Genomic DNA, 25,182 nt, shown 5'->3' on the forward strand with positions numbered 1-25,182 from the left:
GCACAAGAAATAACTATGATTTTTTTTAAAAATCACACATTTTGTCAACGCTGACATGCCTTAATTATTCGACAGAAAGCAAGTTATCAGAAGATGGCTCAAAGGTATTGAACCTTGCTCACGGTATTTCTTCAAACTGCTGTAAATCATTATTTTAAAGAGTACAAAACATAAACCTAATCAGATACCAGGTTTTTAAGAACGTTTGTTTGCCAGACAACTGCGCTCGCGTTCAGGTAACCACTGAGTAAGAGGTTGCTTCTGTATTGGGTTCAGTTAATTCATATGAAAGATAGCCAAAACTCAATATTGATTGAAGTTTAATTAGAGCAGTTTTTCTAAAGCATCATACAACAGTTCTAGAACACCATCAAAATGTCCGATACCGTCTAGTATAGGACATTACTGTATTTATTAAGCAATCTGAAGAGCGCTTGTGACTATCACAGTTAACATCCTATAATTTACGTTATGTTAAATAAGGTATTTTTACAAATCTACAAGAACATATAGTCATTTTATAGGTTAAAGCTTAATTAGCTGATTTTGCCAGTTCATCTTTTATATATACAACATGACTCCAGTTCGTGCCTAACAAACTGAAAATGACAAAAGCACTACCGCCATCTATAAAGTCTTCATTTGGAATGTACTGCGCTTTTAGATTCCCGCTGCTAAAGCTGAAATTATTTCTCTTTGTTCATAAGCGAACTGTTTAAGAAGCTTAAGTGTAAGGGGTCGTTCATTTCTAGATTTAGCCAAGGTGGGAAATTCGGTCGCTCGTCGTTCTGAAAGCCCTATTAATCAAGGCCTGAGAAGATCCTACTTAAAAAATCACCTGTTGGCAAATTACGTTTGTTTTTAGACAAAAACCGCTCATTCCATATCATTCCGCGCTCATTCCTGCTCACAATACGTTTAGAATTAGATCATTAATCGCCGTTTTAAACGAGCTTTAAACATACTTTAAAACGTCTTTAAAGCTCGTTTAAATCTGCTGCACGGCCACTACGCGGTTTTGGTCTGGCATTACCTCAATGATGATCAGCACATCGTTAATGGTTAACTGGATCACGCTTTGGTTAAACGTGCTCAGGCCATTAGCCTGGACAATATCCATCATTGAGGCTGCTTGCTCGTAGCCTAGAACCTGAATGGTTGTTTTGATCATGGGCTCGTCTATGACTACCAGTGTGCTTTTGGTTTGCGGTGCTTTGGTCAGTACGTTGTTAAACACATCGCTGTGCAAATGACCTAACGAGAAAACACGGCCTGTCTCTGGTTTGTTGAGTGCCTGGCGAGCTGCTACAGCGGCAACCTGCTTTTTGTAATAGCGTTCGCCTTCCTTTATTGCGCCGTTGAATAACGGCGTTGTGATCTCTCGCAGGTTTTTGTCCAGGCCAGCGAGCATTTTACCCGTCGACTGATCAGCACCCAGCCATGCTTTACCAGGATTGTAATTCCAGCCGAGATCAATGCCTGGTAATTTTTCTAATTCTTCGCCCGTTTCAGGATCCACGACCTTAAACGGTTTTAGGTGGGCATTAATGGCTGAGTCTGGCGTAACCGTTAGGCCCATGCGCTTGATATCGCGCTCGCTCAGGTTGACCACTTTGCAACGGCACATCCAGCCATTTGGTGGATAATGTGTATCCCAAAACTTATGCTCCAGTGGTAGTAATATATAGTGCCACGTTTGGTGCTTGGGTCTTACGCGTTGATCACCTGCTGTCAGATACAGCAAATACGGTCGGCGCTCTTTTAGCCTGGTCTGTTGCTCCCAGCGACCTGCAGCGCGTGCTGTATTTTTGTTGTTTTGGTAAATAACCTGGGTGCGCCAACCTCGCTTACCATTATACGACCAGCCGTGTTTAGCCACGGTCTCGTCGAACCGCTTACGAAACTGAGTGATCGTCTCGCCGTCCTCGATGGCCTTTAGTACGTCTGTATAGAGGTCGTTTAGCAGCTCGGTTTTGGTTGCACCGGCAACAGTAAACGCACGCGCATGGATATGGCCCATCAGGTCTTTGTATGACTCTGTTGGGATTTGAACTTTGTCTTTAAAATTGTTTATGGCCTCGCGGAATTGCACCTTGTGGCCATATTGAGGATCAGTACTGACAGGCATTATTGCTTATACCTGCCAATCAGATCGGTTTTTGATTTTGAGCCCTGGCTGGAACCGTAGAAAAAATTGAGGATAGCGCCGAGCGTGGTGCCCAGCAGAAAACCCAATATCGTATCGGCAAATCGCTCTGAGCCATCGGGTATGTCTACAAACGTTATTGCTGCTATATATAGAGAGGTTGCGATAGCCCAGAACCAGGAGAAATAGTAAATAAACCGCTTGGCCACCCTATCATCCTGCTCCAGTGCTGCCTGCTGCAGTTGCCTGGCACCTTGTACATTTTGTAGGGCGATAGTTGCCAGCTCCTGCTCCTTATTAAGTACGGCCAGCCGAAACTGCGTTTGTAATGTGTCATTACTACTTAACGCATCGACCAGGTTGGCGGGGTCTTTGGTACCGGTAACCGTTTTGGCTATATCAATAACTTTGTCGGCCACACCAGCGGCGTTGGAGCCTGACAGCCAGTTACCTAGTTTTTCGTCCAGGCCGGTGAGCTTTGCCAAGCCCACGGCAATCGCTATTGGTCCCATAGTCACCTCAGAGCTTTGCTATATCCAGAGAAATTGCCTGATCAGCGCCCTGCTCATCTTGCTCATAGAAGCGGATGAATCTACAGCTATCAATTGCTGTGACTGACTCGGCAATAATGTCCATTGCCTTTTGCCATTTACCTGTATCGTCCGAGATTTCCAGGCGGCGCAGGCTTAAGATACGTTGTGGGTTTAACGTGCCTTGCTTATCAGTGGCGAACACTTTGTTTACGATGGCCTTGATGTTTTGGTTGCCGCCTTCGGTCCATTCGTTCAGGCATTCGTCTATAACTTGTTTGGCTACTTGTAGCTCTGGGCCCAGCTCGATACGTTCTTGCACCTGGATTTTTACAGACAGCGAGTGGTCAAACGAGCGCAGCGTAATGTTGCCTTTTTTACCGCCAAGGTTTACGTCATACTCCTGTGCCAGCAGTTCCAGAAAATCGTCTGCTTCTTCCATTTGCTTTTGCTTGAACTCTGCTAGTTCAGCTTGTTGTTTTTTAGCTTTCTCAACAGCCTTGCGCACAAACTCGTCCTTTATAAGGTCCGTCTGTTTGATGTTGACGACTGCAACCAGGTTGCCTTTGCCGTCTTTCATAAAGCCTTCAGGTATGCCATTCATTTTTAGATTTCCTCTTGATTTGCTTCGTTCATCCCCGCCAAAAACTCATGCTCAAACGCCTGGCCTGCAATGTCGGCCAGTGCGCCCGATGTAATGTTGGGGAATTGTGCTTTTATCTTGTCTGCCAGCGCCTGGACAGAGTCCGATTGCTGGGCAAACTCAAATATCTTTGCTATTTCCAGGTCGGTTGCCTGGTCAAACGCATCGAATGTGGGAATGTCGGTGGTAGGTTGATCTCCTGTGGCAAACTCCACCTTGGCAGCGGTAGCTATGCCAGCGCCATCGTCTTTTACTTCCAGGATTTCTTGGTCTTCCTGGGGTTTCGGAATGCCGAACACCTTATAGGCATGATCCTTACTTACCGGGATCAGTTTTGCTGCTTCACGTACCACGTTCACAGCGTCCAGGTTAATCTCTTTTTGGTCTCGCCAGATGTATCTCGGCGGCTCGCCGCCATCAAAATTAACCTTGTGAATAATTTCCAGGATCTGGTTGCGGTATCCCGACACCAGCGCCCTGTCCGCCCTTTGGTTTTCGCCCGCTCTTTTGGCGTGGGTCTCACTGGCCGCACGGGCACCCGATTTTTGCTCAGTTGCCAGAGTCTGCGACGTTAGTGCTTTGCTCATCTCGGCATTACACAGGTCGATCAGCTGTTTTTGCACCGGCTCGCCACTCATTTTGCTTTCTAATATCTCCAGTGAGGCGTCATCTGGAATAACGGCTATGCCGTCTGTTAAGAGCTTAGCCAGGCCTTCCATCAGGTCGTCGATTTCTTGGTCTTTTGTCCCCGGCGAATACTTACCAATAGGGAATGGCACGCCGAACCGCTCACATAGCTGAACAAAAAACTTGAACCCACCGTGTTTGAACGTCCAGGGCCAAAAACAACTGCTGAGTAGCGCGGTACCATAAGGATTTTTGGCTGTTGGCATATGGCGAACACATGTCCAGCGTTCGGGCATAATGGGCTCACCTTGTGGGTTTTCGCGGGTCCTTACCAGTAGCTCATGATCAGGTGTAAACACAAACCGGCCAGCTGGCCACTGCTCTACGGTGGACGGCAACCAGCGTCCGTCGGTCTTTTGGAACTTGCCAAGGTGCGTAACCGCAAACCCATGCAAAATAGCGCTGTAGTTGTGCCAGTCGGTGTCCATCCACTCTGTCATGGCTGCCGGGCGTCGGCCCATGAGTGCTGTAGCTAATTCGAAACTCTTTTTGCTTGCGGTGTCATCACCACCTGGTACCAGCTCAGCACTAAACGCAAACATGCCTGAACGCAGGCTACGTAGCTCGCCGATCACATGGGCGTCCGTTGCAATCTCGTCATAGATAAACGCGCTTTTGCCTGCTTTGCGCAGGATCGGATCTGGGTTCGGCAGCTCTCGCATTAGCCCAAACATATTTGGGTCTGTTTGCGACATATTGAACATCTTTTGCAGGGCTCTATATCCCTTATAGCTCAGGTGAGGTTTAGACATGGTAGCCCCCTATTGATTTGGTCACTTTGGTACTGCGGACCTTTGGAATGCCACCGGCTCCGGTGCTGGCAATCATCCATAAAATGGTTAAACAACAGCTCAGGTCGTAGTGATGGTTACTTTGTTTTTCAGGCCAGTTCTCCAGCTCGTCGATCAGTAGCGGGGTTTTGGAGTGAAACAGAATCTGCGCCGGTTGATTGGTCACATAGGGCTCCAGCCCTTCAATGCGTTCTTCCTGGCTTACCGTTGCTGTGATCCCGCGCAACGGCAGTGGCACGCCCTCCTCAATGCCCCGCTTTACGTAGTCCTGGCGCATGTACTCGAACGCGTTGTTGTTCTCAAACCCCCACACCAGGCATTTGTACTCGCGCTGCAGGCGGATCAGGTCATTGAGCAATTTGCTGGGGCCACGCACTTTGCGGCTTTCATACTCCAAATGAAGTTGACTTAACTCTTTGCAAAACAGGCCAACCAGCAACGCGCTGGGGTCAGCCCCCGCAGTCCTGCCCATGCTGGGGTCGCAGGCACCGTAGGGGGTCCATATCCTGGGCAGATGCACCCAAAACTCCATTGGGTGGAATATCATCTCGTCATCGGCTTTGGCTATGCCCTGCATCTCGCGGTTAAACTCGCGTTTGTTAGATGCCCACATCACCATCAGGTCGTACAGGGAACGCACACTGGGCCAGCTGGTTTTTGCGCCTTTAGACATTTGCCGCTTGTTCTTGAGCCAGAACTTGAATGAGGGCTTGTCTTGCTTTGCAACAGCCTGACCTTTGGCTGCGGCCTTTTTCTCAAACTCTTTGTCTTTGTAGATCATCAGTTCGCGGCATTCTTCCCACAGGTCCATGCGTTCGGGGAAGTTACCGATCGCTTTGAACCTGTGTACCAGGTGGCCGGGGGCATGCTCGGCGCGTGAGATAGGGTCGTCACTGTTTAATACCGTGTTTACGCCCAGGAATTTAACGGTGCCGTCTGGCGGGCCGAGGTACTGCACCGCTGCCTCCAGGAACGCCCAGCGCGAATCCCTTTCGGTAGCCGATCTGGCCTCTTTATCCGTGATAATGTCATCGGCCATGAGTAATTTAGGGCGGCTGGCACCATGGAATGCGCCCCGTACGGACTGCTCAGCGCCCCGGCTTTCAAACCGCACGCCCTGGGCGGTAACAAACTCGCCGATTTTCCAAACTGGTGACCCCTGGCACACCTCTGGAAAGTCCAGCATCAGGTTGTTGTTTTGCAACAGCTCTGTTTTAACCACTTCCAGGGTTTTGGCGGGCATTTTGGCTTCTGCGCCAAACAGTATGGTGTAGTCTATGAATATGTCGGGCTTTGCCAGGTCCAGCTCTTTGCATACATCGTCATCCTGGAGCAGTGCCAGCACTGCCACATACATCGGCGCTATCTTTACGCCCAGAGTCGATTTACCTTCGCCCCGTGGTGCTACAAACCAGTTTTTCCAGCCATTGGTCAGTTTGAGTGCCTCTGGAAACCAGTTCATAAAATACGACTGGAACTCACTGGGCTTCTGGCCTTCATCTAGCCACATGTGGTGAGGAAAATACGTATACACGAAATACTCAAAGTCACCGCCCAGGACACGTTGGCGCCTTGCTTTTATGGCTTCCGGGCTTGTGTCCATGTCTCTTTGTTTGGCCTCAATATCCAGACGCAGACCAGCGGTGATCTGCTCTATCTCAGCCAAAAACTCTTTGTTATTTAAGTCGCCCATCAGTCATCCATCATTGCTGAAAGCTGAGGGGTAAATGCTGTGAGTATCTCGACTAATTGAGAGGAATAATCGGGGTGATTTTTGCTAACGAAATTGGCCAGGGCCTTGATAACCTCAGCTGCCACAGTGCGCTTTTCAATTTTCTTATTGCCACCACTTAGATTCATGACCTTTGAGTACATATCACTTAGTGAAGTCAGTACTTTCACGCGCTCTGCTAATGAAAGGCCGTTTTCAGGGTCTCTTATTAGCTTAAAGGTTTCACTGGTTTGAATGGTAAATTCTTCTATAAACTCTTGGGTAAACTCTCCGGCTGGACCTGTAGCTTTACGAGCTGCAGCCCTGGCTAAATCCCAGTCGTCTCCATTTGCTTTAGCATCTGATTTCCAGCGTCGAGCTGTGCTTTCTTTTACAGAATGCTTTACGCAGGCAACAGTAAGGGCCAGTAGCTCATTTACATAGCTATGACGAATAGCGTTCCTTGTGTCTACCGAGTGCGCCATATCAGCCCCCGGCCTTTAACTTCACTAGCTCGACAGCAATTGCTACCGCGAGGGCCGTCAACCCGCTAGTTTTAGCTACTTTCACACGCGTATTCGTGACATTGTCTTCAACCGTAGTCAGGCGCTTCTCAATGCTATCTACACGCTTGTTGAGATCGGCTTTAATGTCTGTTAGCTGTTGCAGGATTGCAGTTTGCGTGCCTTGTATTTCACCGATAGATCTAAATAGCTGATGTTCTTGTTCTGGTGTCATTTGAACCACTCCCCTGATTGCATCTGCTCGGCCAGTTCGTCGGCGCGTTTGCCTACCTGTACAGCCCAGCGGCTATCTAACATTTCGATAGCGGCGGTTTCCCAGTCCGCTGCCTCAACTGCGGCGATGGTATTCTGGAATTTGAGCAGGCCACTAATGCCCAGGTTAAATGCCATGTTGATCAGCACGGCTTCGCGGGCCGGGCTGCAGAGAGAGGTATCAATATTCGACCGCACCTGGTCGGTAAAATAGGAGATGTCATTACTTAACAGGTAGTCGGCTTCGCGGTCGGTTATGCCGCGTTGTTCCAGGTTGCGGCCTACGCCAATTGTCTGGTGCCCTGCTGGGCAGGTGTACACCAGTAAGCGCACGCCTTCATGTTGTTTGAGTTGTTTGATCAGCTTTTCCATTCGCGGCCCTTAGTTTTTGTTTAGCGATTTGAAAACATGTGGGCACAGGTCGGGGTGCAGGTACCGGAGCGCGTTGCTTATCCAGCAGTGTGCGAACGGCTTTGCGTAGCAGTGCAATGAGGTTGGGCTGGCATTCGCGGGATATGGCTATTTTTGCCTCCCGGGTTGGGGCCGCAACTATGCGTTTTGCTAGTGACCAAACAGGCTCAGATGTTTTGCTCATGGGCCGAGTATGGCGGGTTTGTGGGGTTAAATTAGCTGTAAAATGTTTTACACAGGGTGTGCGGTGGAGTGACTATTTAGGCTAAAACAAAAAACGACCTACTGCAATAACGGTCGTTTAAATTAGGTTTAAACTGAGTTTTAATCTGGCTGGATTGGTCCCAGTGCCGGTAATCCATTTTTGAATTTCTGGCCTGGCTGAATGACCTGTTCAGTGGGCTCGTCGATGGTAAACGCGCCACCCAGTAGCAAAATCAACCCGACCAAAATCAACGCGGTTTTTAGGTGTTTTTTCATATCATTTCCCCGCATACGTCAAATGATCCACAGAAAAACAGCCTGATTTACCCTGCAGCTTTACCACGACTTCACCACTGCACATGGTCCAGGCATCGCTGGCGGTTTTAACCGCTTCGCCACCTCTAAACGCAGCCACAGATTGGTAAATAAATCCACTTCCGACAGGGTACTTGTCGTTAAATTGTTCCGCTGTTAGTTTCATAAGTCCTCCTGGCCAATGTCCAGCCTTGGTAAATTGGCGTACATTTCGCTTGTGTCACTCACAACACCACGTAGCTCGCAGTGCTGGACCTTGTTGCCTGTTAGCTGTGTGTATTTTTCAGCGATTAGCCGAGCAATGTCGTGCTGGTCTACTTCAACAACCCCGTAAACCTCATTGGTTGCTACCCGTGCGTCTTTCCAAAGCAAAATCACGAATGTTTCCATGGTTAGGCCTCTTGGTGTGGATGCTGAATAGCGCCTGCAATAATACCTGCAAGGCGATTTAGCTTTTGTTGTTTAATCTGCTCAAACTTCGGGCCTGCTTCTAACATAAATTTGAGTTGGTCGATCATAATAGAAACATCTGCCATTTCATCCAGCACCTGGTCGCGTTTGTCTGTACGGCCTTGGATAAAAAACTGGTTAACTGCGGCGGTAAGTTCTCCGCACTCCCCCATAACCATACAGGCCTGAGCCTTATAACCCCATTTCTCGATAGCTTGCGCGTATAATTGTGTTGTTGCTGTGATATTCATCTCAAATCTCCTAACTCTTTTTTTGCCTGGGCTAGTTCGGTATCCAGGCCGTACAGTGGCAGCTTTAACGCCACTCTGTGTTGTATATGCCTCTGTGCAAACCCCAGCGCCTCGGCATAGTGCTCCTTTTTTGGTTTGCCGCTCCATGCCAATTGCTGGGCGGTCACCAGGACAATGTTATTGCTGTCCATCTAAAACAGCTCTTGCTGCAGGTGGCCATCACCCCTTTGGCCTAACCAGTCCTCGATGGCGGCTGCGTCTGGCTCTGCCTGCCTAACCAGGTTGGTTATGTGCTGCCGGGTCAGGCCAAACTGCTCAACCAGCTGGTTTACGTGGGCACCGGCTTTGTACGCCTCAATGATTTGGCGGTTGCGGAGCTGAGCCAGCACTTTACCGGCGGTTGGCACCTGGTAGCTTTTGCAGCCGTGTTCCTGGGCTATGCGCATTGCCAGGTCGGTACCAAACACTTTACTAAACTCGTGCTCTGGCCCTGGCTCTGCGGGGATGTAAAACATCCGGTTCTGATGTTCCTGGAGCAGCTTTAGCGCTTTTTGCACACCCAGCACCGCAACATACACCCGCACACCGTGAGGCAGCACGGCCAGGTCAATTGTTAGCTCAGCCATAGTCGTCATCCTCGAACAGGTAACCCAGGCCAGAGTCTTGCGAGCACAGCGCGGCAAACGCTTTTTCCTCGGCCAGTATGTCTATTTTTCTACGTGCTGCGCCTTTCGCTTTGTCGCGTTTACTCAGCTCAGGATAAACGCCCTCGCTGTACTTGGGGCGTTCTGGGTTAATCGTAATCTCTGCACCTCTAGCCATTGGGTACCTCCCGCGCCAGCCACTGTTTTAGCATGTTGATCAACTTGCCCCAGTGGTTGTTTGCTTTATACAGGTTGGTGCCGTTGGTGTAGGTGTTACACCAGTTTTCGCAGGCCTCCTTACTGTCTTCGTCCACCTTACCGGCGCGGGCCAGCTGGCCCCACAGGCTAAAGATTTTTCTTAGTGATTTTGAGAGAGGCTTTTTACCTGCCATACCGTTGTAGCGGGTCAATAGAGCCTGTTGCTGCTTGGGTGTAAGCCCAGTGCAACTGTTGGTTACGTTGTTGCTGATCTGCAAAACGTTAGCAACGTGTTCGTCCTGGCCTATTCCGGCCCGGCTCTGCGCAGCTTTGATCTTTCGAACCATGTTCATGCTGCCACCTCCGCTTCCTCGATTTTTACCGTCGGAAACGTCATATACTCCAACAACTTAAAATCCCAGGGCTGATCGTCGCCCTGGTACAGGCGGGCAATGCGGTCAAATCGGTTCGTAAATTCCTGCGTAAAATTTACACCTAATTTAACCTTGGTAAGTTGCTTGCACTCGTATAACCTTTGCCCAAGGAATACGCAGAACGCGCCTTTTACGTTGCCGTCTACCTCGTCCAGGATAACGCCCTCGGGGTCGTTTTTGCCGAGGTGGTGCAGCATGGTGCGTTCGTCCAGGTTGTCATTGAGGACAAAGTGCCCTGAAAAAAATGCTTCGTGTACTTTTACTGATATAGCCATTATGTTTACCTTTTGGTGATCACAAGCCTTGTTGCAGCAAGGCTTTTACTTTTGTTAAGGGTTAAAATGGATTTCTCTAAAATTACTGAGCTTTGCGGCTCCCTGAAAACAGCACTTGCAGACGCGCTGCCTGCCGAGCACACCAATGTGCTAAGCAAAATAATTTCAGGAATGTGCCCACGTGAATTTGTTGAACTGGAGCAAGAATACAGCGCGCAGTCTGAGGCGTTGATTCAAGGAGTTTTGAAAGCGGTGCATGACTTTGGGTTAGGTTCTCAAGTCTTGCAATCCGCTTTGCAGACCGTAGTTCCAAAAGCACACGACTCGAAATCTTTGCTGGTTTACTATTATGCGCTGTGCCAGCTGTGCGCTGCTCAACGGGTGTATGAGTCGTTGATGAATGAGCCAGATCTGCTGGACACAACAATGTTTTATCTAGACCGCATTCAGTCAGCTTATCGGGTGTCGCTGGACGCTCAGCCTGCGGGTGTAATTGAGTGGCCGTTTGCAAGTGAGCCTCCCCTTCGTGCTGGTGCTCAGCATGGTGTAGTGCATTAGTAGTCATTTTTTATCTCCTGTTGTGGTTGCTGAGTGGGTTTTACAGCAACCCACTCTTTTAAAAATCAGATAGTTTGTTTATTCAAAATGGTCGCGCAGACGCTATTCAGCATCAGCTTGTCGACCTTCTTGTTTGGGTTTTTGCGTATATGAGAGATCACGTGTGGCATCACGTTCTCGACCAGCATGCGGGCGTTACCTTCAACGCGTGAATGCAGCCATTTCCAGAATTGCTCGGAGTCATCAGCCAGTGGTAATGCGCCCTGACTTAGCTCCATGAATAAGGTTTTGATGTCTTCGATAGGCAGCTCGCCAACTGCGCGAGGCCAGAAACACACTCGGCTGGCGATCAGTTCGTAACGCTCCTGGCTTTGTAGTTTGTCTACCAGTTGGATATTGCCGATCAGCACCACGCCAATTTGTGCGCGGTCCGAGATAGTACGCAGCGGATCTAGCGCATTGGGTTTGCACTTGTCGGCCTCGTCCAGGATTATGATTTTGTTGGTGCCTTTGAGGGTATCCACTATTTTGTCGCGTAATTTACTGTTACCACCGGCTTTGGATATACCGAGGCGATCAGCCAGAGTCTTTAGTACTTGGCTAGAGGTGGTGTCCTCGTCGCCTTCAATTAGCAGCACATGATCGTTGTTATCACGATAAAACTCCGCGCCTTTTGATTTACCTATTCCAGCCTGACCAGAGACAACTGCAATACGCCTGCGCTCCTGTGCATGTTCGCACGCCATTTTTATTAATTTTGGTACCGACGTTTGTACATAGGGCACATCGCCATAGCGGATGCGTATGTTGGCTAGTACATCGCTGTTAGGTGTTTTATTGCCTGTTTGCACCTCCATGTCGGTGGGCTCCAGGATGCTCCAGATTTCGTGCAGCAGTTTGGTTGGGCTTGCGGCATATTTGCCGTTTAGCAGCTGACTGATGGTGCCCGAACTTTTATTGATGCGGGTTGCCAGGGTGCTGCTCATAACACCCTGCCCCTCAAGCTCCCGCTCTTTCATGCGGCGCTTGATACGCGCGAGTATGAGTTTGTCATCTTCGGTGTAGGCTCCCGACATAGGCGCATCGGCCATAAACATTTGCGGGTCAAACTCACCAAAAAACCGCTGCCACAGGGAGTCAATCACCTTGGTTGGCTTAACAGGGCTTTGGCCCTCCAGCACAGCCTGCACACTCTCCAGTGCCCAGCCATTGCAATACTCTGTGGGCGGTATGTTAAATAGCTCAATCTCGTTGTTGATAATGCGGGTTTGCAGCTTCTGCAACTCGCTGTAGTGCTCAGTAAATTTCATTATTTGTCATCCTCTGTTACTGCAAAATCGGTGATTTTTAGTGCCTCTGTGTCGTGCTGTTCAATTGCAAAATCATCCAGTTGCACGGGCATTAAGTTCGGTTGTTTTACTGGCAGTGCCGCTGGTGTATCTGCCGCCAGTTGCTCTACCTTTTGAACATCCACCACGCGATTAACAGCAGCGCGGGCTTGTTTCTCAGCCAGATGTTTTTGCAGGCGTTTGGTTTGGTTAGTGAGCCGCTGGGCTTGTTTTTCTTCAATGCGCGATGCTGGGATGGCCTGCTGCTTTTCTTTGAGTTCGCAGATCATCAAAAACTCACCGCTGTGCTCGTACAGGTTTAGGTAGCTGTCGTCGTGAAGGTCGTAACCGGCTATCAGCTCCTGGCCATTAAACTGGTGCAGGTTATCTGCACGGTAGGTGCGGTTGTGCAGGCGCACACGGCCACGGCGTACATTTACCTTTTCGCGCGGTAAAATCACAAAGTCGGTGCACGGTGGCGCGTCTTGCTGCAGGCCTTCTTGCCATACCTGCAGGCGGGTTTTGCCTTTAATCTCCGGGTGTGGCGAGTTGTGATAGTCGTCCAGGAACGCGGTAAACTCAGCCACCCACTCGTCTACAGATGGCAACCGGCGCTTGCCCTGGCTTGCCTCTTTTAGCATCAGTTGTTTGTGCCGGTCGTTGTGGTCGCGGCCGCAATAGGTTTCAAACCGTTTGCCCACCCGGTCCTCCATGTGCAAAAAGAACCGCTCAATCCATTTAGCGCGGGCATTACCTGGTATGGCAAAAATGGTGTCTATATCAAACTGGGCGTACACACCACAGCACTCGTCGGCCATCATCTGGCTTTTGTAGCCTGAGCCGTTATCCACATACAACATGCTGGGTATATGGTTGTGCGTACGTATGGCTCGGGTTAGTGCCGTTAGAGTACTGATTGAGGATTCGGCCTCGCCCAGCTCCCACCCAACAATGCAGCGGCTGCCAACATCCTGGAATGCTGTTAATTCAGCACGCCACTGCTTGCCAGTGTTTGGGTGTGCCAGGTAAACGTCAATCTGATGGCCATCAGCGTTATACAAAAATCCTGGTGGGATATGGTCAGTGGCACGGATCAGGTGATCCTTGTGCTTCTCTCTATATAGTTTGGTACCTAACCGATATGGGCTTTGTGGGCCCAGTTCGTGCGGTAGGCTGTTTATAAACCGCCGCACCTGGTACGCTTGGGCCTTGTAGTTTTCTTTTACCAGCTGGTCTGCCACCTGGGCAAAGCTGGGTGAGTTGATGGCGTGGTATAGCTCCAGCGCACGCAGCGACCAGTCGGGTTGTTTAGCCGCCCTGCCTTTGTGGTTTGGCAGCAGCCCTTCCATGCCCTGGTCTTTATACGCCTTTATCCAGTTATATAACGTGGCGCGTGATGGCAACTTGCCCAACTCAGCAACAGCCTGATGTATAGCAGGCGATACCAGGCCGCTGTTCAGGTTGTCATTTAGCTTTTCCAGCGCCTTATCCAGGGCGTTGTCTATGCTCGACAGATGCTTAACCAGCGTAGCGCGTACCTGTGCGGTTTTGCGTGCTTTATCTCCTGCTTTGCTCCAACTGGTGGTGCTTTGCAGGCTGGGTAAGTTGTTGTATTTGGCAACAGCAGGATGCATTATTTAATCTCCTTGCTTTGTTTCTCTAATAAAAAAGACTCAAGCAATCGGCCACGCTCTGTATCTATGTACTGCCATTCGGCTTGAGTGAATTTGGGAAGGTGATCCAGCCCTTCAATTTGGCCTGAAAACTCATTGCTTAAACGTTCGAGCATATTGCCGATCTGGCAATAGATACTCGCCCAGGTGTGGTGAACAACTTGCGCAGCCGATACCCTTGAATCGCTTGGCAATTGCCGGTTATCACATAATTGCTGTACTTGCGTTATTGTGCTGGCCAACGCCTCGTCCAGCAGCTCTGTATTACAAATTGCGTCTTTTCGCATTTCGCTTATAAACACAGGCATTTCAAAGCGGATCTGTGGCGCTTTTCTCAGCTTTTCATGTTCAAGTTCGTTTATGGCTCGGGCAGCAGATTCAAGTGCTTCATCCTTTTCCTGCATAAGGTCGGCAACCTGCTGTTTAATGGCATTGCCTGCGGTCTCTGCCAGTACCTCGTAGTCTTCGTCATCAAGGGCTTTAAGCGTCTCGATTGGAACATTAGTTAGTGCGGTTAACTGCCTTTGGCTGAAATTCAAAATGGACACTGTGTCCACTTTGGATTTGGGTAAAGCCTGCAGCATTTTTGCTATAGCCATAGCCCTGCTTGCTGTACGGCGATGAATTTTGCGATTGTTCAATAAGGAGTTAAATTGACCATGGCCCGCTTCGGCCTTAACTCTTAACAGAATGAAGCCCATTTCTGCGGCATCACAAAACTGCCTATTCGCAAGGAATGCCACCCTGTCCATGCACTCGTCAATTGTGTTAGGCATGACAACGTTCAGTGTGGATTCCAACAGCTCAACCTGATGCTGTACTTCATCCAATGATTCCGTACAGATTAGGTCCGATGTTTTCTGCTCAGTCATAACAACCTCGAATTTTGGGCAGATCTTGGTCTTTGATAGGCATTGTCATAGCTCCGGGATTAGTTAGGACTTAGGCGAGAGTTGTTCTAGCAGCCGCTGCTTATGCTTTTGTAGTTCGGCGATCTGTAGGTCTGCTTGCGCCACATCTTGCATCATTAGCGCGTGTTGATTGACCGCCTTATATATAATGGGCTCAATAAGAATGTTTAGCGGCTCAATGCTTTTTAGCGCCCACAATAAGGCAGGGAGGTATTGAATAGGCATATTCGTCGGCTGGCTAGGAGCAAACCAACGATTTAAGTTTCCTTCGTTTACTTTTACTTCATGTACCTGTAGCGCGCGATTCATTCTGTCTGCTAGCCCTGCACGAGTGAAAGTACTTCTGCGCATGCATGCATTTACAGCATGAGAGAAAGCTGCCAACACGTCACAATCAGGTGGCGTTTGACTTTCGAAAATATTGTTTTCCTGTTCAGAGTCGTAATTTTCCATGCGAAAATCTCCTGTTATTTAATGTGGTGTTAGTGCTACTTATGATCCATTCTTGGCCTAGGGACTGGCTTGCCCTGCTTTATTGCTTCGACAATTTGTTGTCGCCTAGTTTCTCGATTTTTTGGGCCTCGCTTTTTGCTTGTTGTGTATTTGTCACCAAACACGCTCGAAAGACTTTTTCCGAGCGACAGACAAATTGCTGTAGCTATATGTTTTGAAGTTGAGCTGCCTGTAGCAACGTTGTACACATGTGATACGGAGCAGCCTTTGGCAGCAGCAATATCTGAAAACTGGACATCGTTTGCTGATAGGCCATTGCTGATGTCCTGGATAGACATCGGTTCAAATGTTTTTTCTTGGTCAGTCATGTTAGATTTACCTTTATGCTTAAATTGTTTCGCTAAAATTATTTTGCACTTAGTGTTTTTTCAAGTTAGCGCTAAATAAATATAGCGTCAAGTTTAACTTTTATTTTTTATGCTAAATAAATTAGGTGTTGACAGCTAAAAATGTTTACCGATAGTATGGCGGTGTCTGAGATAGGTGACGTGATCTCAAAGCTGCAAAAAAAATTTGGTGTGAGTAGTGATCGGGCTTTGTCAGAAGAGCTTGGGCTCTCTCATAGTGGGATAGCTATGGCGAGGAAGAAAGAGACGCTTCCATACGCAGCTATAGTTTTAGCTTGCATCAAAAAGGGTGTCTCTCTTGATGAGATCTTTGATATTGAGAGCAAAAGCAAATTAAATGACGCTACTTTCAATGAAAAAAAGGCAACTGTTGAATCCAGCGGTAGTGTTAGAAATAGTACCGAAGATGCATTGGCCGCATTGGCCTTAGTTGAAGAAATAATGGATGATTTGTTGGAACCAAAACACCTTGACGCGGAGCGTGAACTCTTAATTCGGAATAAGTTACGGCCAATGTTAATTGAAAAAGCATTCGAACATAACTTTAACGAAATCATGGTTAAAACCATTGCTGAGGGAGCGCTTTTTATGGCCTACTGAAGGATAAATAATATGAAAATTAGAATTGCCCCATTAGCTCTACTCATTGGAATACTGTCTTCATCAGCAGTAGCTTTAGAACCTTTACCCGACAGAGCGCAAGTCCAGCGGATGAATGCTGATCTGTTGTTGCCAGATGGCAGCACGCTCAATGTCGATGTCTCGTTTGACTGTGGAAGCGACTACAAAAACACAGCCGTAATGGTTATGAGTAATTCAGGCGCACAATTAATCGCTGCTGCTTACACCCACCTGTACGGAGAGAGCGCTGGTCAATCAGTTATGGAAGCGTGGCAAAATAAGCAAAACGAGTCGGACCCAAGAAAACCCACCTACCTATTTATTCTTGCTCCCCGCGAGCAAAACTTCGATTGGCAAAAACGCCAGCAAAACAAATTTAACAAAATGCTTTCACGTGTTAGTATTAGTGAAACGAGTGTTGATAATTTTGAAATGGATTCAGCGTCGCCACTCCCTCCAGTTGTATTGGCGGGATGTGGTGTACGAAACCACAACCCGCAAGCAGTAGAATAATTAGGGCCAAGGGGAGGTATCGCCTCCCTTTTTCAAAAGGAATTCTTAGCTATGTTTTCAGCAAGGATTACATTACTGGCGTTAGCTTTACACGGTGGAGCAGCAGCCTTGGAGGTTGAGCATCTTAGCAGTGTTGCTCAGGATAGCCGTGATTACGTTTATTTCCCGTCTCATGAAGGTTTGCTCAGATATGATGGCGAGCACCTTCTTAATTTGAGCGTGTTCTCGGCTTTGCCTCCTGGTCTTGCAAGAGATATTGAGATCAGTGACACCGACATAGCGTACGTTTTATATAATTCCGGTCTTGTATGGGCGATTGACCTTAGGAGCCTTGAGGCTCGACTATTTGCTGAAACATCTGCAACCAATATAGCTATTACCCATGACAGTTTGTTCACTCAAGAACCCAACCGTGTTCTTGAGTATAAGTTGCGCACAGGAGAGTATGCAATCCGGCTATCAGGGAAATCTGAGATAATAGATTTAGAATCCGGGTATGGTAACGTTTATGCACTAGCAAATGATGGGCTCTACCAATTTCAAAAAGGCATGAGCACAAATGTAGTGTCACAGACTGTTGAAGTTGGCGACATAGATGTTACGCCACATGGTGCGGTGTATTTCGCAAATGATCATCTCGGGTACTATTCAAGTTTACAAGGTACTGTACATACCAATGACTCGATAAAGCGTGCGGAGAACCTCACATATATCGCACCTTACTTTGTTTATTATACTGAAGGTGACAGCGTTAATGAGGCTTCGTTAACAACTCTGGAGCGGACTCGTACGCAAGTAAACTCTACCCGGAAAACGTATCTATCCTTGTTTGCTGATAGCAAGCAACAGCTCTGGGGTCTAAATATCAACGAATTCGGAATTGTAGAGGGCAGCAGCCGAGCAACTACTCTTACTATTGGCTCACCTTACAACATTTTAGAGCGCGTAAATAATTCATGGTGGGTGGGAACAACTAAAGGTGTTTATAATGACGGAAAGCCTGTTGATTGGCTCAATGATCAGATAGGAACTGATTTTGAAGTCACGGCGTTTTCTACTTTTGCGGGATACCTGATTGTTTCGACTAATGATGGGGCCTACTCTGTTGACGTTGCCAAACGTGTCGTGGAACCGATTTTTGAAGGCTATGTGATCAACTCAACAGTAATTGACGAACAATTATATCTGGCAACGGATGAAAGCGGGATTGTTCGTTTTAATTCCAAGCTTGAATATGATGATTTTCATATTATTAACTCGATGCTAATCAGCAACGAGATATTGAATGTTACAGAGATTGACAACTACCTTTACATTAGTACAGCTGCCGGATTGGTCCGGGCCAATGAGCCGAATTCTGTATTTCATGAGTATCAAGGGCAGTCTAAAGTTACGGACGTCGCAAAACTTAACAGTGACATTTACATGGCTACCTACGGCGACGGGCTGTATAGAAAAGATGGCGATGGCTGGTTGAAAGTTCCGTCACCGAAATATATCAAAGAGATCGTCGAGGCCCAGAATAAAATTTATCTATTGACAAATAATGGCATTCATTTTTTGGAAGCTAACAAATTTGCGACTCAGCTAGTTCGAGAAACTCAAGACCATGCCTTTATGATCGGTAGTGTCAGACTTGTCGGCGAGCGTATCTATGCTGTTAGCGATAGCGCCTTTCTGGAACTCACGGATTTCAGAGAGTTTGAATTAGACGCTCCAATCGTGAGCTATGTTAAATCACCCAACGGAATAACATTAGGTGGAGATAGTTTAACGTTGGATGAGGACGGGTGGCTTGATATTGCGGTTTCAAATTTACAGTATGCATATAATGAGCGAGTTAAGTACGAATACCGTTTCAATGGTGGTGAGTGGTTAGCTTTGCACAGCCCAATGCTACAGTTGAACGAATTGGCTCCTGACCGCTATGTAGTTGAGTTCAGGCAGCGGCTTGGGGAGGCTTGGAGCGAGCCAGTAACGTACAGGTTTGAGATTAAGTCAGCTTGGTACAACTCCCCTACAGCAATTACAGTTTATATTACCTTGGTTGTTTCTATCTTGCTTGCTGCTGGTCTTTATGTTCACTTTTGGATTCAATCGTTTCACAGGGTCTATCGCCAAAACCGAGAAAAATTACAGCGGAGTAATCTTACTCATGCGGCTATGTTAGCTGAGCAGGCCAGAGTTCTTTGCTCAGGTGACGACACCATGTTGACTGAAGGGTTGGTTAAATTAGATAAAGTATTAGAGCTGCTTGAACCGATTGCTCATAACGGACCGTATTTAGGCGATCAGAAACTTAAGTCGGGCTTAGATTTACTTCAGGTGCAGTCAAATCTGCAGGCAAAGATAAAAGTTCATTTTGACGTTACTCTAGGCCGACTCAAGATGGATAAAGAATTGGAGAACAACGTCTACTCTGTGGTATATCACGCGTTGCATAATGCGATACTTCACTCAGAAGGTACGTTTGTGAAAGTTAATATTCATAAGCTGAAAAACCAGCTTGAGGTTTGTATCGAGGATGACGGTATAGGGATCCCACTTAAATCACGACTGCACTTTGGTGAGGGCCTATATACGATGAGGGACATAGCCAAGGCATTGAATATTAAGTTGCGTATTAAGACTGGTAAGAAAGGTACGAGTATTTCAATGATGTTCCCTCTCATAGAACCTGAGTGCCCAACCAAAGACGAAATCCAGCGAGATATGCTGGCAAAGATGTAATAGATAGAAGCAGCCCAGACCGCTTCTATCTTTGTTGGTGCACAAAAAACACACAGTTGATTGACTGCAAGAAAAAATAAAAAAAACCTAAAAATAGCCTGCTTAGATTTGTTTTATTTTTTGAACTTATGTGCTAGGTCTTGGGGAGTTAGTGTCCACTAACATAAATATTATATCCCTATGTTATCCACAATCCGTAGAAAGTTGCTCTATTGCAAAACTGAACGGACCGCCCTATCTTAGTGACTTGTAGCGATATTTGTTCTTCGGGAAGTTCGGAAGGCAAAGAAAAAGCACCATGGTGGAACATGGTGCTTTCGCGAAAAGGTCGTTGCAGTTTGCAATTGGTTTTCGCAGTTTCAACAAAACAAAGCGTATAACAAACCGATTCAGACAGCAATATGTGTTTAATCAAATTTGATGGAGGACATTATGAAAGTAAATGTCTCGATTGAAATTTCAGATGCTGTTGCTGCCGGGTTTATCAACCTAGCTGTTGCTGTGATTGGAGCGATAGCTTTATAAGAGAACGGGGCCTGATGGCCCCTTTCTTCTTTAGTTATAGTTATCAACAGAAAATGTGACTAAGGTGTGAGCAACCTCAAGCTTCCAGTTTGATATCTTTATTGGCCATGTAGTGCGCCATACGTTCGCTGTACTTTGGATAGGTATCATCTAACTCCGTTATCGCTGCTTCTACTCTCTCAAACCCTTCTATTAGCTTTGTAACACGGCCATTGTTTATGTCGATTTTGTCGTGCTGCACTTTCATGTTTGGGTGGTTGTACAGGCTCCATGCCGTTTCGCATACCTGCATTGTGTTCACGTATTCGAGTAGCTCACTTTTGAGTGCTGGATTTTTAATTTTGCTTTTAGCCAGTAAGCTGACGATGGTTGTTTCGTAGCAAGACAGCGCTATGTGAAATGTCCAGCGAGTGTCTGGGTTCTTCATCTCTACTGAGGTAATTGCCGTGGCTTCTAGCAATAGTTCCATGTAATCAGGGTGGCGCAACCAGTTGTAGTGCCAGCTGGACATATAGGATTTGTCGAATTTACCCTTTCGATACTGGTTCAGTGTAAATGCTGCACCACCTATAACTAATATGACAGCAAGCGTTATGTTCATCGCCATTTCCTGTTCTGCCAGGTATTTGGCTTGTTCTTCTGGCGTCATTTTTTCGAACTCTGCCTGCATTTCTTCCAGGTCGGGTTCAAGCATGTATACAGAAGCGAGTGGAGAAAATGAAGTTAAAGTTATAAGTAGCATAAGGGCGAGTATTGAACGCATGCCTACTCCTTGTTAATGACAATGCAATTTAATGCAGAAACTTTAACATTACGCGCACGCCCTCACAATGAAATATTTCATACGTGTAACTTTAACTGGGCGTTTTACACCCAAAATACAAATTCGCTCAGACGCGCCCTGAGCGCCTTTGCGATGATTTTGCTGTAGGTATTGTTGCATTAAAATCGTTTAAACTGTTTCAGGCGTTTTTAAACCGGTTTTAAACTGGGTTTAAACTCGTGTTTGAGGTGGTTGGTGTTGCGGGTGGTAATTTGGCTGGTAAAAGTTACGATGTGGGATCAGGCCCGAGTGCGGACCTGCAATTATTTCTAGTCCCTTTCTCGTGCTAATGAGTTAAGGAACAGACCTGCAAGCACAATTCCTAATAGAGCTTCGAGCCCAACTAAGAATCTATTTAGCTCCGTTGTTGGCACTATATCGCCATAACCTAAGGTTGTTATTGTGACTACGCTTAGGTACAGCATGCGAAGGAATTGACCTTCGGTGTCTATAGGCTGGCCCTCAATAGCGTCAGCCAAGTCTTTCCATTTGAAAAACGTTACTCCGTCAATGGGAACAGATGTTTTACCGAGTTTAGAATCAAAAATAAGACTATTTGGGTGGTTTAGGGTGGCGTAAAAGTGACATTCGATTGGAAAAAAGAATCCATCATTGTCTCTATCTTCACAACTAGGCTCCAACTCGTAATTATGAACTAGCGCGAGCTCTTCCCTAACGTATTCACCATCATTAGTGGCTACAACAATTGAGAAGCCGATACTAATGTCCTTTAGCTCGCCTGGCTGTATGTTAAATCTTACAAGAGATAAGTTCTGGCTTTGTATTGTAGATTTTCCAACTAATTCGTCGATATACCTTTTGATATCCCCAGAAAATTCACTTTCAAGTTTCTGAACATTAAATTCAGCATGTGAAGTGGAGTGATAAAACCCTCTTGAATTCAATAAATACAAGAAAGCAAAGCCTATTATTACAACAAAGTAGCCTAACGCCCAAACAGAGCTAGGTACGCGACCCAGATTGCTAGATATTGTTCTAAAAAAGTTTGCCATGTTAATACCTGAGATATGTTCCTTTTTAATTGGGTTGCATGATACAGTAATTTCTGGCTAAGAAGTATTGCTAGCACTTAGTTACTCTTTGTTATGTAAAATGTTTTACACCTAATTTAACCCCACTCCCCCGCTAACATCAGCTCATATCATTAACCGTGAGTGAGCACGATGGCCGCTAAAAAAACCAATACCAATTTTGACTGGTTCGAGATTTTCCGGGCTGGTACGCATACCGATTCATCCGGGCAAACCCAGGAATTTACCGAGGCTGACCTCAATTCTGTTGTTACCAACTTTACACCCAAAACCAGCCCGCTGGTAATTGGCCACCCAGATATGAACGCCCCGGCATGGGGCTGGACCAGCGAGCTGAAAGTAGAAGATGGTGCGCTGTTTGCCCGTGCTGAGGATGTGGCCGTTGAATTTGCAGAGGCGGTAGAAGACAAACGCTACCCCAACCGCAGTGTACGCCTAGAAGGTAAAGCCGGTAACTACACACTCGGCCATATTGGCTACCTGGGTGGTAAGCCTCCTGCTGTTGCTGGTATGCCGTGGCAGTTCAACGGCGATGAACCTGGCGTTGTTTTTGAGTTTGCTGCCAGTGATGCGGACGAGCGCGTAGATGATGTTGCATTGCAGGCAGCCCGCACCCTTACCGACTTTATGGGCAATCTGCGCGAATGGTTTATTGAGCAGTACGGTAAAGAGACTGCTGACCGCGTTATGCCCAACTGGGATGCGGACTGGCTGAAACGCCAAACCGCCATTGCCGACCACGAAAAAGACAAAGAACGCTATGGCGACCACCGCTTTAGCGCCCCCCCACCAAAAGAGGAAACCCAAGTGAGTGAACCGACAGATCAAGAGAAGGCATTGCAGGCCAAGTTGGACGCGGCCGAACAGCAAAATGCGAAACTGCAGTTTAGCCAGCGAAAAATTGCAGCACAGACGTTCATTGACACAGAAGTCAATGGCGGCAAAGCGCCGCGCGTTACCAGCACAGACGGCCTGGCCGATTTTATGGCAAACCTGGAAGCTGGAGACGATGCAACATTTGAATTCGCCGCAGCAGATGGCTCTGGCACTAACACGGTTAAACCGGCTGAGTTTTTCAAATCGTTTTTAAAGTCCCTGCCGGAGCAAGGCGGGCTAATGAAAGACTTTAGCGCGCACGACGGCCAGGAAGGCGACGGCGAGCTGACGGCTGAACAGCTGGCGTCAAAAGCCTCAGACTTTCAGCTGTCTGAGGCCAAGCAAGGGCGCACTATATCTATCAGTGCGGCAATGGCGCATGTAAAACAGGAGTCTAAAAATGGCTAGACCAGGATTAATTAAAAACTACATTGCAGACGGTGCGCTCGGCAAATATCGCATTGCGGCCGTTTCAACCGGTGCTGATTTTACCGCTACGCAGGCCTCTGGGGTTAGTAGCCCTATCCTGGGCCTGACAGAGCTTGGGAGCGACAACGAAATAAATCGCGTTGATGTCACCATGACACAGACAGGCGAAGTGACCTATGGCGGTGATGTGATGCCGGGCGACCCGCTGGTGTCGGATGCTGAGGGCCGTGGCATTAAACTCGATATGAGTTTGTATGCCGAAGACAACGAGATTTGGGTGTTAGGCACCGCGCTTGAAAGCGGCAAGCTTGGCACGGTGGGCAGTGCAACCATCTCTCCCTATTTAATTGTGAAGTAAGGATCTGTTATGAGCAACGGTTTACCATTTACCCCCAACACCGAGCAAACCGCCATTGCGATTGCGTATCGCAACCACAAAATGATTGCTGACGATGTGTGCCCTCGTGTGCCGGTTGGTAGTACTAAGTTTGAGTACAGTGTGTTTGACTTAGCTGAGCGCCTAACTGTGCCGGATACACTGATTGGTCGTAAGTCTGAGCCTAACCAGGTTGAGTTTACAAAAACAGAAACAACTGCCAAAACAGAGGAACACGGCCTGTCGGATGTTGTGCCAAACAGCGATATTAAAGAAGCTCCGCCACACTATGACCCACTAAACCACGCCGTCGAAGGGGTCACCGATTTGGTGATGCTAGCGCGCGAACTGCGAGTAGCCAAGCTGTATACCAACCCAGCCAACTATGCCCACAACCATGACCTGAGCAGCGCGGGCTTTAAATACCTGGATGACGCGAATAACGATGTGCTGCCATTTTTACAGGAGTTAATGGACGACATGCTGGTCGCGCCCAATACCATGGTATTGCAGCGTAAAACGGCAACAAAGCTGCGCTCTAACAAACATGTGATCAAGGCGTACAACGGTAGCCTGGGCGACAGTGGGTTGGTGCCTATGGCATTTATCCAGGACACGCTCGGAATAGACAAAATACATATCGGCGAGGCGATGGTAAACGGTGCTAAAAAAGGCGAAAACCCTAAGTTTGAACGTGCCTGGGGGAATGCCCTATCACTGACCTACATTGACCAGCTCGCTAGCACCAAAAACAGCCGCATGACCTTTGCTATGACGGCCCAGTATGGTGGACGCGTTTCGTCTCGCCGTGACGTTTCTGCGGGCCTGCATGGTGGTGTTGAGGTGCTGGTCGGTGAGAATGTGCGTGAGCTGGCTATCGCCAAAGAGTACGGCATGTTGCTAACGAACCTGTTTACGCCAGCCTAACCCAGCCGGGGCTGCGGCCCCTCTACTTATATAGGAGGTTTTATGTTTGTAGACCCATCACACGTATTAAACAGCATTGGGGTTAATGGGTTGCTTGCGTTTGCAAATGGGCGGTTTGCAATTGGCTATGATGCGCAGCAAATCACTGAGGACGACTTAAACCTGGCGCTGACTGCTACGCCCGAAACGGATTTGCAAACCACCGTTGCCAACTGGTTTAAAACCGCTGCTGCCAATGTAAATAACACCATTTTTGGTTATGTGGCGAGTTATGAGCTAACACCTGCAGAGATAGACAGCTCGCCCTTGCGCGGCATTGCCGCCGAGCTGATGCGCTACGAATTGTGTAACAACGATACCGACGAGAGCATTTTGGCCCGCCGAAAAAATGCCATGCAGGAGCTGGATAAGATTGCCAAAGGCGTTATCCAGGTAAAGGCACCTGCGCCTGCATCGCACGGGCCTGTGCGCACAGCTGCACCTGGTAGCCAGTTTAACTGGCAGGCGTATTAAT

The 25,182-nt window shown here is 47.6% G+C and carries 32 protein-coding genes; 8 read left to right on the top strand and 24 right to left on the bottom strand.

Annotated features, from left to right (window positions below; genetic code table 11):
• Window positions 1-988: 988 nt before the first annotated feature.
• The 17 genes from AT705_RS02560 to AT705_RS02635 all read right to left on the bottom strand — a co-directional run bounded on the left by AT705_RS02560 (window position 989) and on the right by AT705_RS02635 (window position 10,466).
• Entirely contained in the window at window positions 989-2,128 is a 1,140-nt protein-coding gene (locus AT705_RS02560; RefSeq protein ID WP_058795353.1) for a phage head morphogenesis protein, read from the bottom strand.
• Window positions 2,128-2,658, bottom strand: a complete 531-nt coding sequence (locus tag AT705_RS02565; RefSeq protein ID WP_058795354.1) for a hypothetical protein — start codon at window positions 2,656-2,658, stop codon at window positions 2,128-2,130. Before AT705_RS02565 ends, AT705_RS02560 begins: the two co-directional genes overlap by 1 nt.
• A 7-nt stretch (window positions 2,659-2,665) precedes the next feature.
• The gene (locus AT705_RS02570) at window positions 2,666-3,280 is read right to left on the bottom strand and encodes a DUF3164 family protein (protein WP_058795355.1); all 615 of its coding nucleotides are present in this window, start codon (window positions 3,278-3,280) and stop codon (window positions 2,666-2,668) included.
• A gap of 2 nt (window positions 3,281-3,282) precedes the next feature.
• A complete protein-coding gene (locus AT705_RS02575; RefSeq protein WP_058795356.1) occupies window positions 3,283-4,758 on the bottom strand; it encodes a phage portal protein family protein in 1,476 nt (491 codons plus the stop codon).
• On the bottom strand, window positions 4,751-6,490 hold the full coding sequence (locus AT705_RS02580; RefSeq protein WP_058795357.1) for a hypothetical protein: 1,740 nt from the start codon (window positions 6,488-6,490) through the stop codon (window positions 4,751-4,753). The genes AT705_RS02575 and AT705_RS02580 overlap by 8 nt, the downstream gene beginning before the upstream one ends.
• Complete coding sequence (locus AT705_RS02585; RefSeq protein WP_058795358.1) at window positions 6,490-6,993, bottom strand: DUF1804 family protein; 504 nt, start codon at window positions 6,991-6,993, stop codon at window positions 6,490-6,492. The genes AT705_RS02580 and AT705_RS02585 overlap by 1 nt, the downstream gene beginning before the upstream one ends.
• 1 nt (window position 6,994) lies before the next feature.
• Window positions 6,995-7,246: a hypothetical protein gene (locus AT705_RS02590; RefSeq protein ID WP_058795359.1), complete on the bottom strand. Its 252-nt coding sequence runs from the start codon at window positions 7,244-7,246 to the stop codon at window positions 6,995-6,997.
• Entirely contained in the window at window positions 7,243-7,656 is a 414-nt protein-coding gene (locus AT705_RS02595; protein WP_058795360.1) for a glycoside hydrolase family protein, read from the bottom strand. The genes AT705_RS02590 and AT705_RS02595 overlap by 4 nt, the downstream gene beginning before the upstream one ends.
• A gap of 363 nt (window positions 7,657-8,019) precedes the next feature.
• Entirely contained in the window at window positions 8,020-8,175 is a 156-nt protein-coding gene (locus AT705_RS25145; protein ID WP_157576638.1) for a hypothetical protein, read from the bottom strand.
• A gap of 1 nt (window position 8,176) precedes the next feature.
• The gene (locus AT705_RS02600) at window positions 8,177-8,380 is read right to left on the bottom strand and encodes a hypothetical protein (RefSeq protein ID WP_058795361.1); all 204 of its coding nucleotides are present in this window, start codon (window positions 8,378-8,380) and stop codon (window positions 8,177-8,179) included.
• Window positions 8,377-8,604, bottom strand: coding sequence for a hypothetical protein (locus AT705_RS02605; RefSeq protein WP_058795362.1), 228 nt, complete (start codon window positions 8,602-8,604; stop codon window positions 8,377-8,379). The genes AT705_RS02600 and AT705_RS02605 overlap by 4 nt, the downstream gene beginning before the upstream one ends.
• 2 nt (window positions 8,605-8,606) lie before the next feature.
• Window positions 8,607-8,915, bottom strand: a complete 309-nt coding sequence (locus tag AT705_RS02610; RefSeq protein WP_058795363.1) for a hypothetical protein — start codon at window positions 8,913-8,915, stop codon at window positions 8,607-8,609.
• Complete coding sequence (locus AT705_RS02615; protein ID WP_058795364.1) at window positions 8,912-9,106, bottom strand: hypothetical protein; 195 nt, start codon at window positions 9,104-9,106, stop codon at window positions 8,912-8,914. The genes AT705_RS02610 and AT705_RS02615 overlap by 4 nt, the downstream gene beginning before the upstream one ends.
• On the bottom strand, window positions 9,107-9,541 hold the full coding sequence (locus AT705_RS02620; RefSeq protein ID WP_058795365.1) for a Mor transcription activator family protein: 435 nt from the start codon (window positions 9,539-9,541) through the stop codon (window positions 9,107-9,109).
• Complete coding sequence (locus AT705_RS02625) at window positions 9,534-9,737, bottom strand: hypothetical protein (RefSeq protein ID WP_058795366.1); 204 nt, start codon at window positions 9,735-9,737, stop codon at window positions 9,534-9,536. Before AT705_RS02625 ends, AT705_RS02620 begins: the two co-directional genes overlap by 8 nt.
• Complete coding sequence (locus AT705_RS02630; RefSeq protein WP_237113771.1) at window positions 9,730-10,110, bottom strand: regulatory protein GemA; 381 nt, start codon at window positions 10,108-10,110, stop codon at window positions 9,730-9,732. Before AT705_RS02630 ends, AT705_RS02625 begins: the two co-directional genes overlap by 8 nt.
• The gene (locus AT705_RS02635) at window positions 10,107-10,466 is read right to left on the bottom strand and encodes a hypothetical protein (RefSeq protein ID WP_058795367.1); all 360 of its coding nucleotides are present in this window, start codon (window positions 10,464-10,466) and stop codon (window positions 10,107-10,109) included. Before AT705_RS02635 ends, AT705_RS02630 begins: the two co-directional genes overlap by 4 nt.
• Window positions 10,467-10,532: 66 nt before the next feature.
• On the opposite strand from AT705_RS02635, the gene AT705_RS02640 reads away from it, so the two are divergent.
• Window positions 10,533-11,024 carry a hypothetical protein gene (locus tag AT705_RS02640; RefSeq protein WP_058795368.1) on the top strand — a complete coding sequence of 164 codons (492 nt, stop codon included), beginning with the start codon at window positions 10,533-10,535 and terminating at the stop codon, window positions 11,022-11,024.
• A 65-nt stretch (window positions 11,025-11,089) separates the two neighbouring features.
• Here AT705_RS02640 and AT705_RS02645 read toward each other — a convergent pair whose 3' ends face one another.
• From AT705_RS02645 to AT705_RS02665, 5 genes are all read right to left on the bottom strand, one after another.
• Window positions 11,090-12,334 (bottom strand): AAA family ATPase, encoded by a 1,245-nt coding sequence (locus AT705_RS02645; RefSeq protein ID WP_058795369.1) that lies wholly within the window; start codon window positions 12,332-12,334, stop codon window positions 11,090-11,092.
• Entirely contained in the window at window positions 12,334-13,986 is a 1,653-nt protein-coding gene (locus AT705_RS02650; protein WP_058795370.1) for a Mu transposase C-terminal domain-containing protein, read from the bottom strand. Before AT705_RS02650 ends, AT705_RS02645 begins: the two co-directional genes overlap by 1 nt.
• Complete coding sequence (locus AT705_RS02655) at window positions 13,986-14,897, bottom strand: hypothetical protein (RefSeq protein ID WP_058795371.1); 912 nt, start codon at window positions 14,895-14,897, stop codon at window positions 13,986-13,988. Before AT705_RS02655 ends, AT705_RS02650 begins: the two co-directional genes overlap by 1 nt.
• A 63-nt stretch (window positions 14,898-14,960) precedes the next feature.
• Window positions 14,961-15,389 (bottom strand): hypothetical protein, encoded by a 429-nt coding sequence (locus AT705_RS02660; RefSeq protein WP_058795372.1) that lies wholly within the window; start codon window positions 15,387-15,389, stop codon window positions 14,961-14,963.
• A gap of 35 nt (window positions 15,390-15,424) precedes the next feature.
• Entirely contained in the window at window positions 15,425-15,757 is a 333-nt protein-coding gene (locus tag AT705_RS02665) for a hypothetical protein (RefSeq protein ID WP_058795373.1), read from the bottom strand.
• A gap of 141 nt (window positions 15,758-15,898) precedes the next feature.
• Between AT705_RS02665 and AT705_RS02670 the strand changes: the two genes are divergently transcribed.
• The 3 genes from AT705_RS02670 to AT705_RS02680 are packed head-to-tail and all read left to right on the top strand — an operon-like array spanning window position 15,899 to window position 19,660.
• Window positions 15,899-16,396, top strand: a complete 498-nt coding sequence (locus AT705_RS02670; protein WP_058795374.1) for a helix-turn-helix domain-containing protein — start codon at window positions 15,899-15,901, stop codon at window positions 16,394-16,396.
• A 12-nt stretch (window positions 16,397-16,408) separates the two neighbouring features.
• Window positions 16,409-16,930: a hypothetical protein gene (locus AT705_RS02675; protein ID WP_058795375.1), complete on the top strand. Its 522-nt coding sequence runs from the start codon at window positions 16,409-16,411 to the stop codon at window positions 16,928-16,930.
• A 51-nt stretch (window positions 16,931-16,981) separates the two neighbouring features.
• Window positions 16,982-19,660, top strand: a complete 2,679-nt coding sequence (locus AT705_RS02680) for a sensor histidine kinase (RefSeq protein WP_058795376.1) — start codon at window positions 16,982-16,984, stop codon at window positions 19,658-19,660.
• Window positions 19,661-20,261: 601 nt separating this feature from the next.
• On the opposite strand, the gene AT705_RS02685 is transcribed toward AT705_RS02680, so the two are convergent.
• Together AT705_RS02685 and AT705_RS02690 are read right to left on the bottom strand one after the other, a co-directional pair.
• On the bottom strand, window positions 20,262-20,948 hold the full coding sequence (locus AT705_RS02685) for a hypothetical protein (protein WP_058795377.1): 687 nt from the start codon (window positions 20,946-20,948) through the stop codon (window positions 20,262-20,264).
• Window positions 20,949-21,277: 329 nt separating this feature from the next.
• Entirely contained in the window at window positions 21,278-22,021 is a 744-nt protein-coding gene (locus AT705_RS02690; protein WP_058795378.1) for a potassium channel family protein, read from the bottom strand.
• Between the two features lie 171 nt (window positions 22,022-22,192).
• Between AT705_RS02690 and AT705_RS02695 the strand changes: the two genes are divergently transcribed.
• From AT705_RS02695 to AT705_RS02710, 4 genes are read left to right on the top strand one after another with little or no spacing between them, the layout of a single operon-like run.
• On the top strand, window positions 22,193-23,344 hold the full coding sequence (locus AT705_RS02695) for a hypothetical protein (protein ID WP_058795379.1): 1,152 nt from the start codon (window positions 22,193-22,195) through the stop codon (window positions 23,342-23,344).
• A complete protein-coding gene (locus AT705_RS02700) occupies window positions 23,337-23,723 on the top strand; it encodes a hypothetical protein (RefSeq protein ID WP_058795380.1) in 387 nt (128 codons plus the stop codon). The genes AT705_RS02695 and AT705_RS02700 overlap by 8 nt, the downstream gene beginning before the upstream one ends.
• A gap of 9 nt (window positions 23,724-23,732) precedes the next feature.
• Window positions 23,733-24,668: a hypothetical protein gene (locus AT705_RS02705; protein ID WP_058795381.1), complete on the top strand. Its 936-nt coding sequence runs from the start codon at window positions 23,733-23,735 to the stop codon at window positions 24,666-24,668.
• Window positions 24,669-24,710: 42 nt separating this feature from the next.
• On the top strand, window positions 24,711-25,181 hold the full coding sequence (locus tag AT705_RS02710) for a phage protein Gp36 family protein (RefSeq protein ID WP_058795382.1): 471 nt from the start codon (window positions 24,711-24,713) through the stop codon (window positions 25,179-25,181).
• Window position 25,182 lies beyond the last annotated feature (1 nt).

Source organism: Pseudoalteromonas rubra, from assembly GCF_001482385.1.
GTDB classification, from domain to species: domain Bacteria; phylum Pseudomonadota; class Gammaproteobacteria; order Enterobacterales; family Alteromonadaceae; genus Pseudoalteromonas; species Pseudoalteromonas ardens.

Coding starts and splice junctions, on each gene's coding strand:
- AT705_RS02645 (WP_058795369.1), bottom strand. CDS start 12,334: ATGAAATTTACTGAGCACTACAGCGAGTTGCAGAAGCTGCAAACCCGC.
- AT705_RS02600 (WP_058795361.1), bottom strand. CDS start 8,380: ATGAAACTAACAGCGGAACAATTTAACGACAAGTACCCTGTCGGAAGT.
- AT705_RS02635 (WP_058795367.1), bottom strand. CDS start 10,466: ATGGCTATATCAGTAAAAGTACACGAAGCATTTTTTTCAGGGCACTTT.
- AT705_RS02565 (WP_058795354.1), bottom strand. CDS start 2,658: ATGGGACCAATAGCGATTGCCGTGGGCTTGGCAAAGCTCACCGGCCTG.
- AT705_RS02560 (WP_058795353.1), bottom strand. CDS start 2,128: ATGCCTGTCAGTACTGATCCTCAATATGGCCACAAGGTGCAATTCCGC.
- AT705_RS02570 (WP_058795355.1), bottom strand. CDS start 3,280: ATGAATGGCATACCTGAAGGCTTTATGAAAGACGGCAAAGGCAACCTG.
- AT705_RS02610 (WP_058795363.1), bottom strand. CDS start 8,915: ATGAATATCACAGCAACAACACAATTATACGCGCAAGCTATCGAGAAA.
- AT705_RS02590 (WP_058795359.1), bottom strand. CDS start 7,246: ATGACACCAGAACAAGAACATCAGCTATTTAGATCTATCGGTGAAATA.
- AT705_RS25145 (WP_157576638.1), bottom strand. CDS start 8,175: ATGAAAAAACACCTAAAAACCGCGTTGATTTTGGTCGGGTTGATTTTG.
- AT705_RS02660 (WP_058795372.1), bottom strand. CDS start 15,389: ATGGAAAATTACGACTCTGAACAGGAAAACAATATTTTCGAAAGTCAA.
- AT705_RS02630 (WP_237113771.1), bottom strand. CDS start 10,110: ATGAACATGGTTCGAAAGATCAAAGCTGCGCAGAGCCGGGCCGGAATA.
- AT705_RS02690 (WP_058795378.1), bottom strand. CDS start 22,021: ATGGCAAACTTTTTTAGAACAATATCTAGCAATCTGGGTCGCGTACCT.
- AT705_RS02575 (WP_058795356.1), bottom strand. CDS start 4,758: ATGTCTAAACCTCACCTGAGCTATAAGGGATATAGAGCCCTGCAAAAG.
- AT705_RS02705 (WP_058795381.1), top strand. CDS start 23,733: ATGAGCAACGGTTTACCATTTACCCCCAACACCGAGCAAACCGCCATT.
- AT705_RS02620 (WP_058795365.1), bottom strand. CDS start 9,541: ATGGCTGAGCTAACAATTGACCTGGCCGTGCTGCCTCACGGTGTGCGG.
- AT705_RS02595 (WP_058795360.1), bottom strand. CDS start 7,656: ATGGAAAAGCTGATCAAACAACTCAAACAACATGAAGGCGTGCGCTTA.
- AT705_RS02710 (WP_058795382.1), top strand. CDS start 24,711: ATGTTTGTAGACCCATCACACGTATTAAACAGCATTGGGGTTAATGGG.
- AT705_RS02585 (WP_058795358.1), bottom strand. CDS start 6,993: ATGGCGCACTCGGTAGACACAAGGAACGCTATTCGTCATAGCTATGTA.
- AT705_RS02680 (WP_058795376.1), top strand. CDS start 16,982: ATGTTTTCAGCAAGGATTACATTACTGGCGTTAGCTTTACACGGTGGA.
- AT705_RS02605 (WP_058795362.1), bottom strand. CDS start 8,604: ATGGAAACATTCGTGATTTTGCTTTGGAAAGACGCACGGGTAGCAACC.
- AT705_RS02640 (WP_058795368.1), top strand. CDS start 10,533: ATGGATTTCTCTAAAATTACTGAGCTTTGCGGCTCCCTGAAAACAGCA.
- AT705_RS02615 (WP_058795364.1), bottom strand. CDS start 9,106: ATGGACAGCAATAACATTGTCCTGGTGACCGCCCAGCAATTGGCATGG.
- AT705_RS02670 (WP_058795374.1), top strand. CDS start 15,899: ATGTTTACCGATAGTATGGCGGTGTCTGAGATAGGTGACGTGATCTCA.
- AT705_RS02650 (WP_058795370.1), bottom strand. CDS start 13,986: ATGCATCCTGCTGTTGCCAAATACAACAACTTACCCAGCCTGCAAAGC.
- AT705_RS02685 (WP_058795377.1), bottom strand. CDS start 20,948: ATGCGTTCAATACTCGCCCTTATGCTACTTATAACTTTAACTTCATTT.
- AT705_RS02700 (WP_058795380.1), top strand. CDS start 23,337: ATGGCTAGACCAGGATTAATTAAAAACTACATTGCAGACGGTGCGCTC.
- AT705_RS02655 (WP_058795371.1), bottom strand. CDS start 14,897: ATGACTGAGCAGAAAACATCGGACCTAATCTGTACGGAATCATTGGAT.
- AT705_RS02695 (WP_058795379.1), top strand. CDS start 22,193: ATGGCCGCTAAAAAAACCAATACCAATTTTGACTGGTTCGAGATTTTC.
- AT705_RS02625 (WP_058795366.1), bottom strand. CDS start 9,737: ATGGCTAGAGGTGCAGAGATTACGATTAACCCAGAACGCCCCAAGTAC.
- AT705_RS02675 (WP_058795375.1), top strand. CDS start 16,409: ATGAAAATTAGAATTGCCCCATTAGCTCTACTCATTGGAATACTGTCT.
- AT705_RS02665 (WP_058795373.1), bottom strand. CDS start 15,757: ATGACTGACCAAGAAAAAACATTTGAACCGATGTCTATCCAGGACATC.
- AT705_RS02580 (WP_058795357.1), bottom strand. CDS start 6,490: ATGGGCGACTTAAATAACAAAGAGTTTTTGGCTGAGATAGAGCAGATC.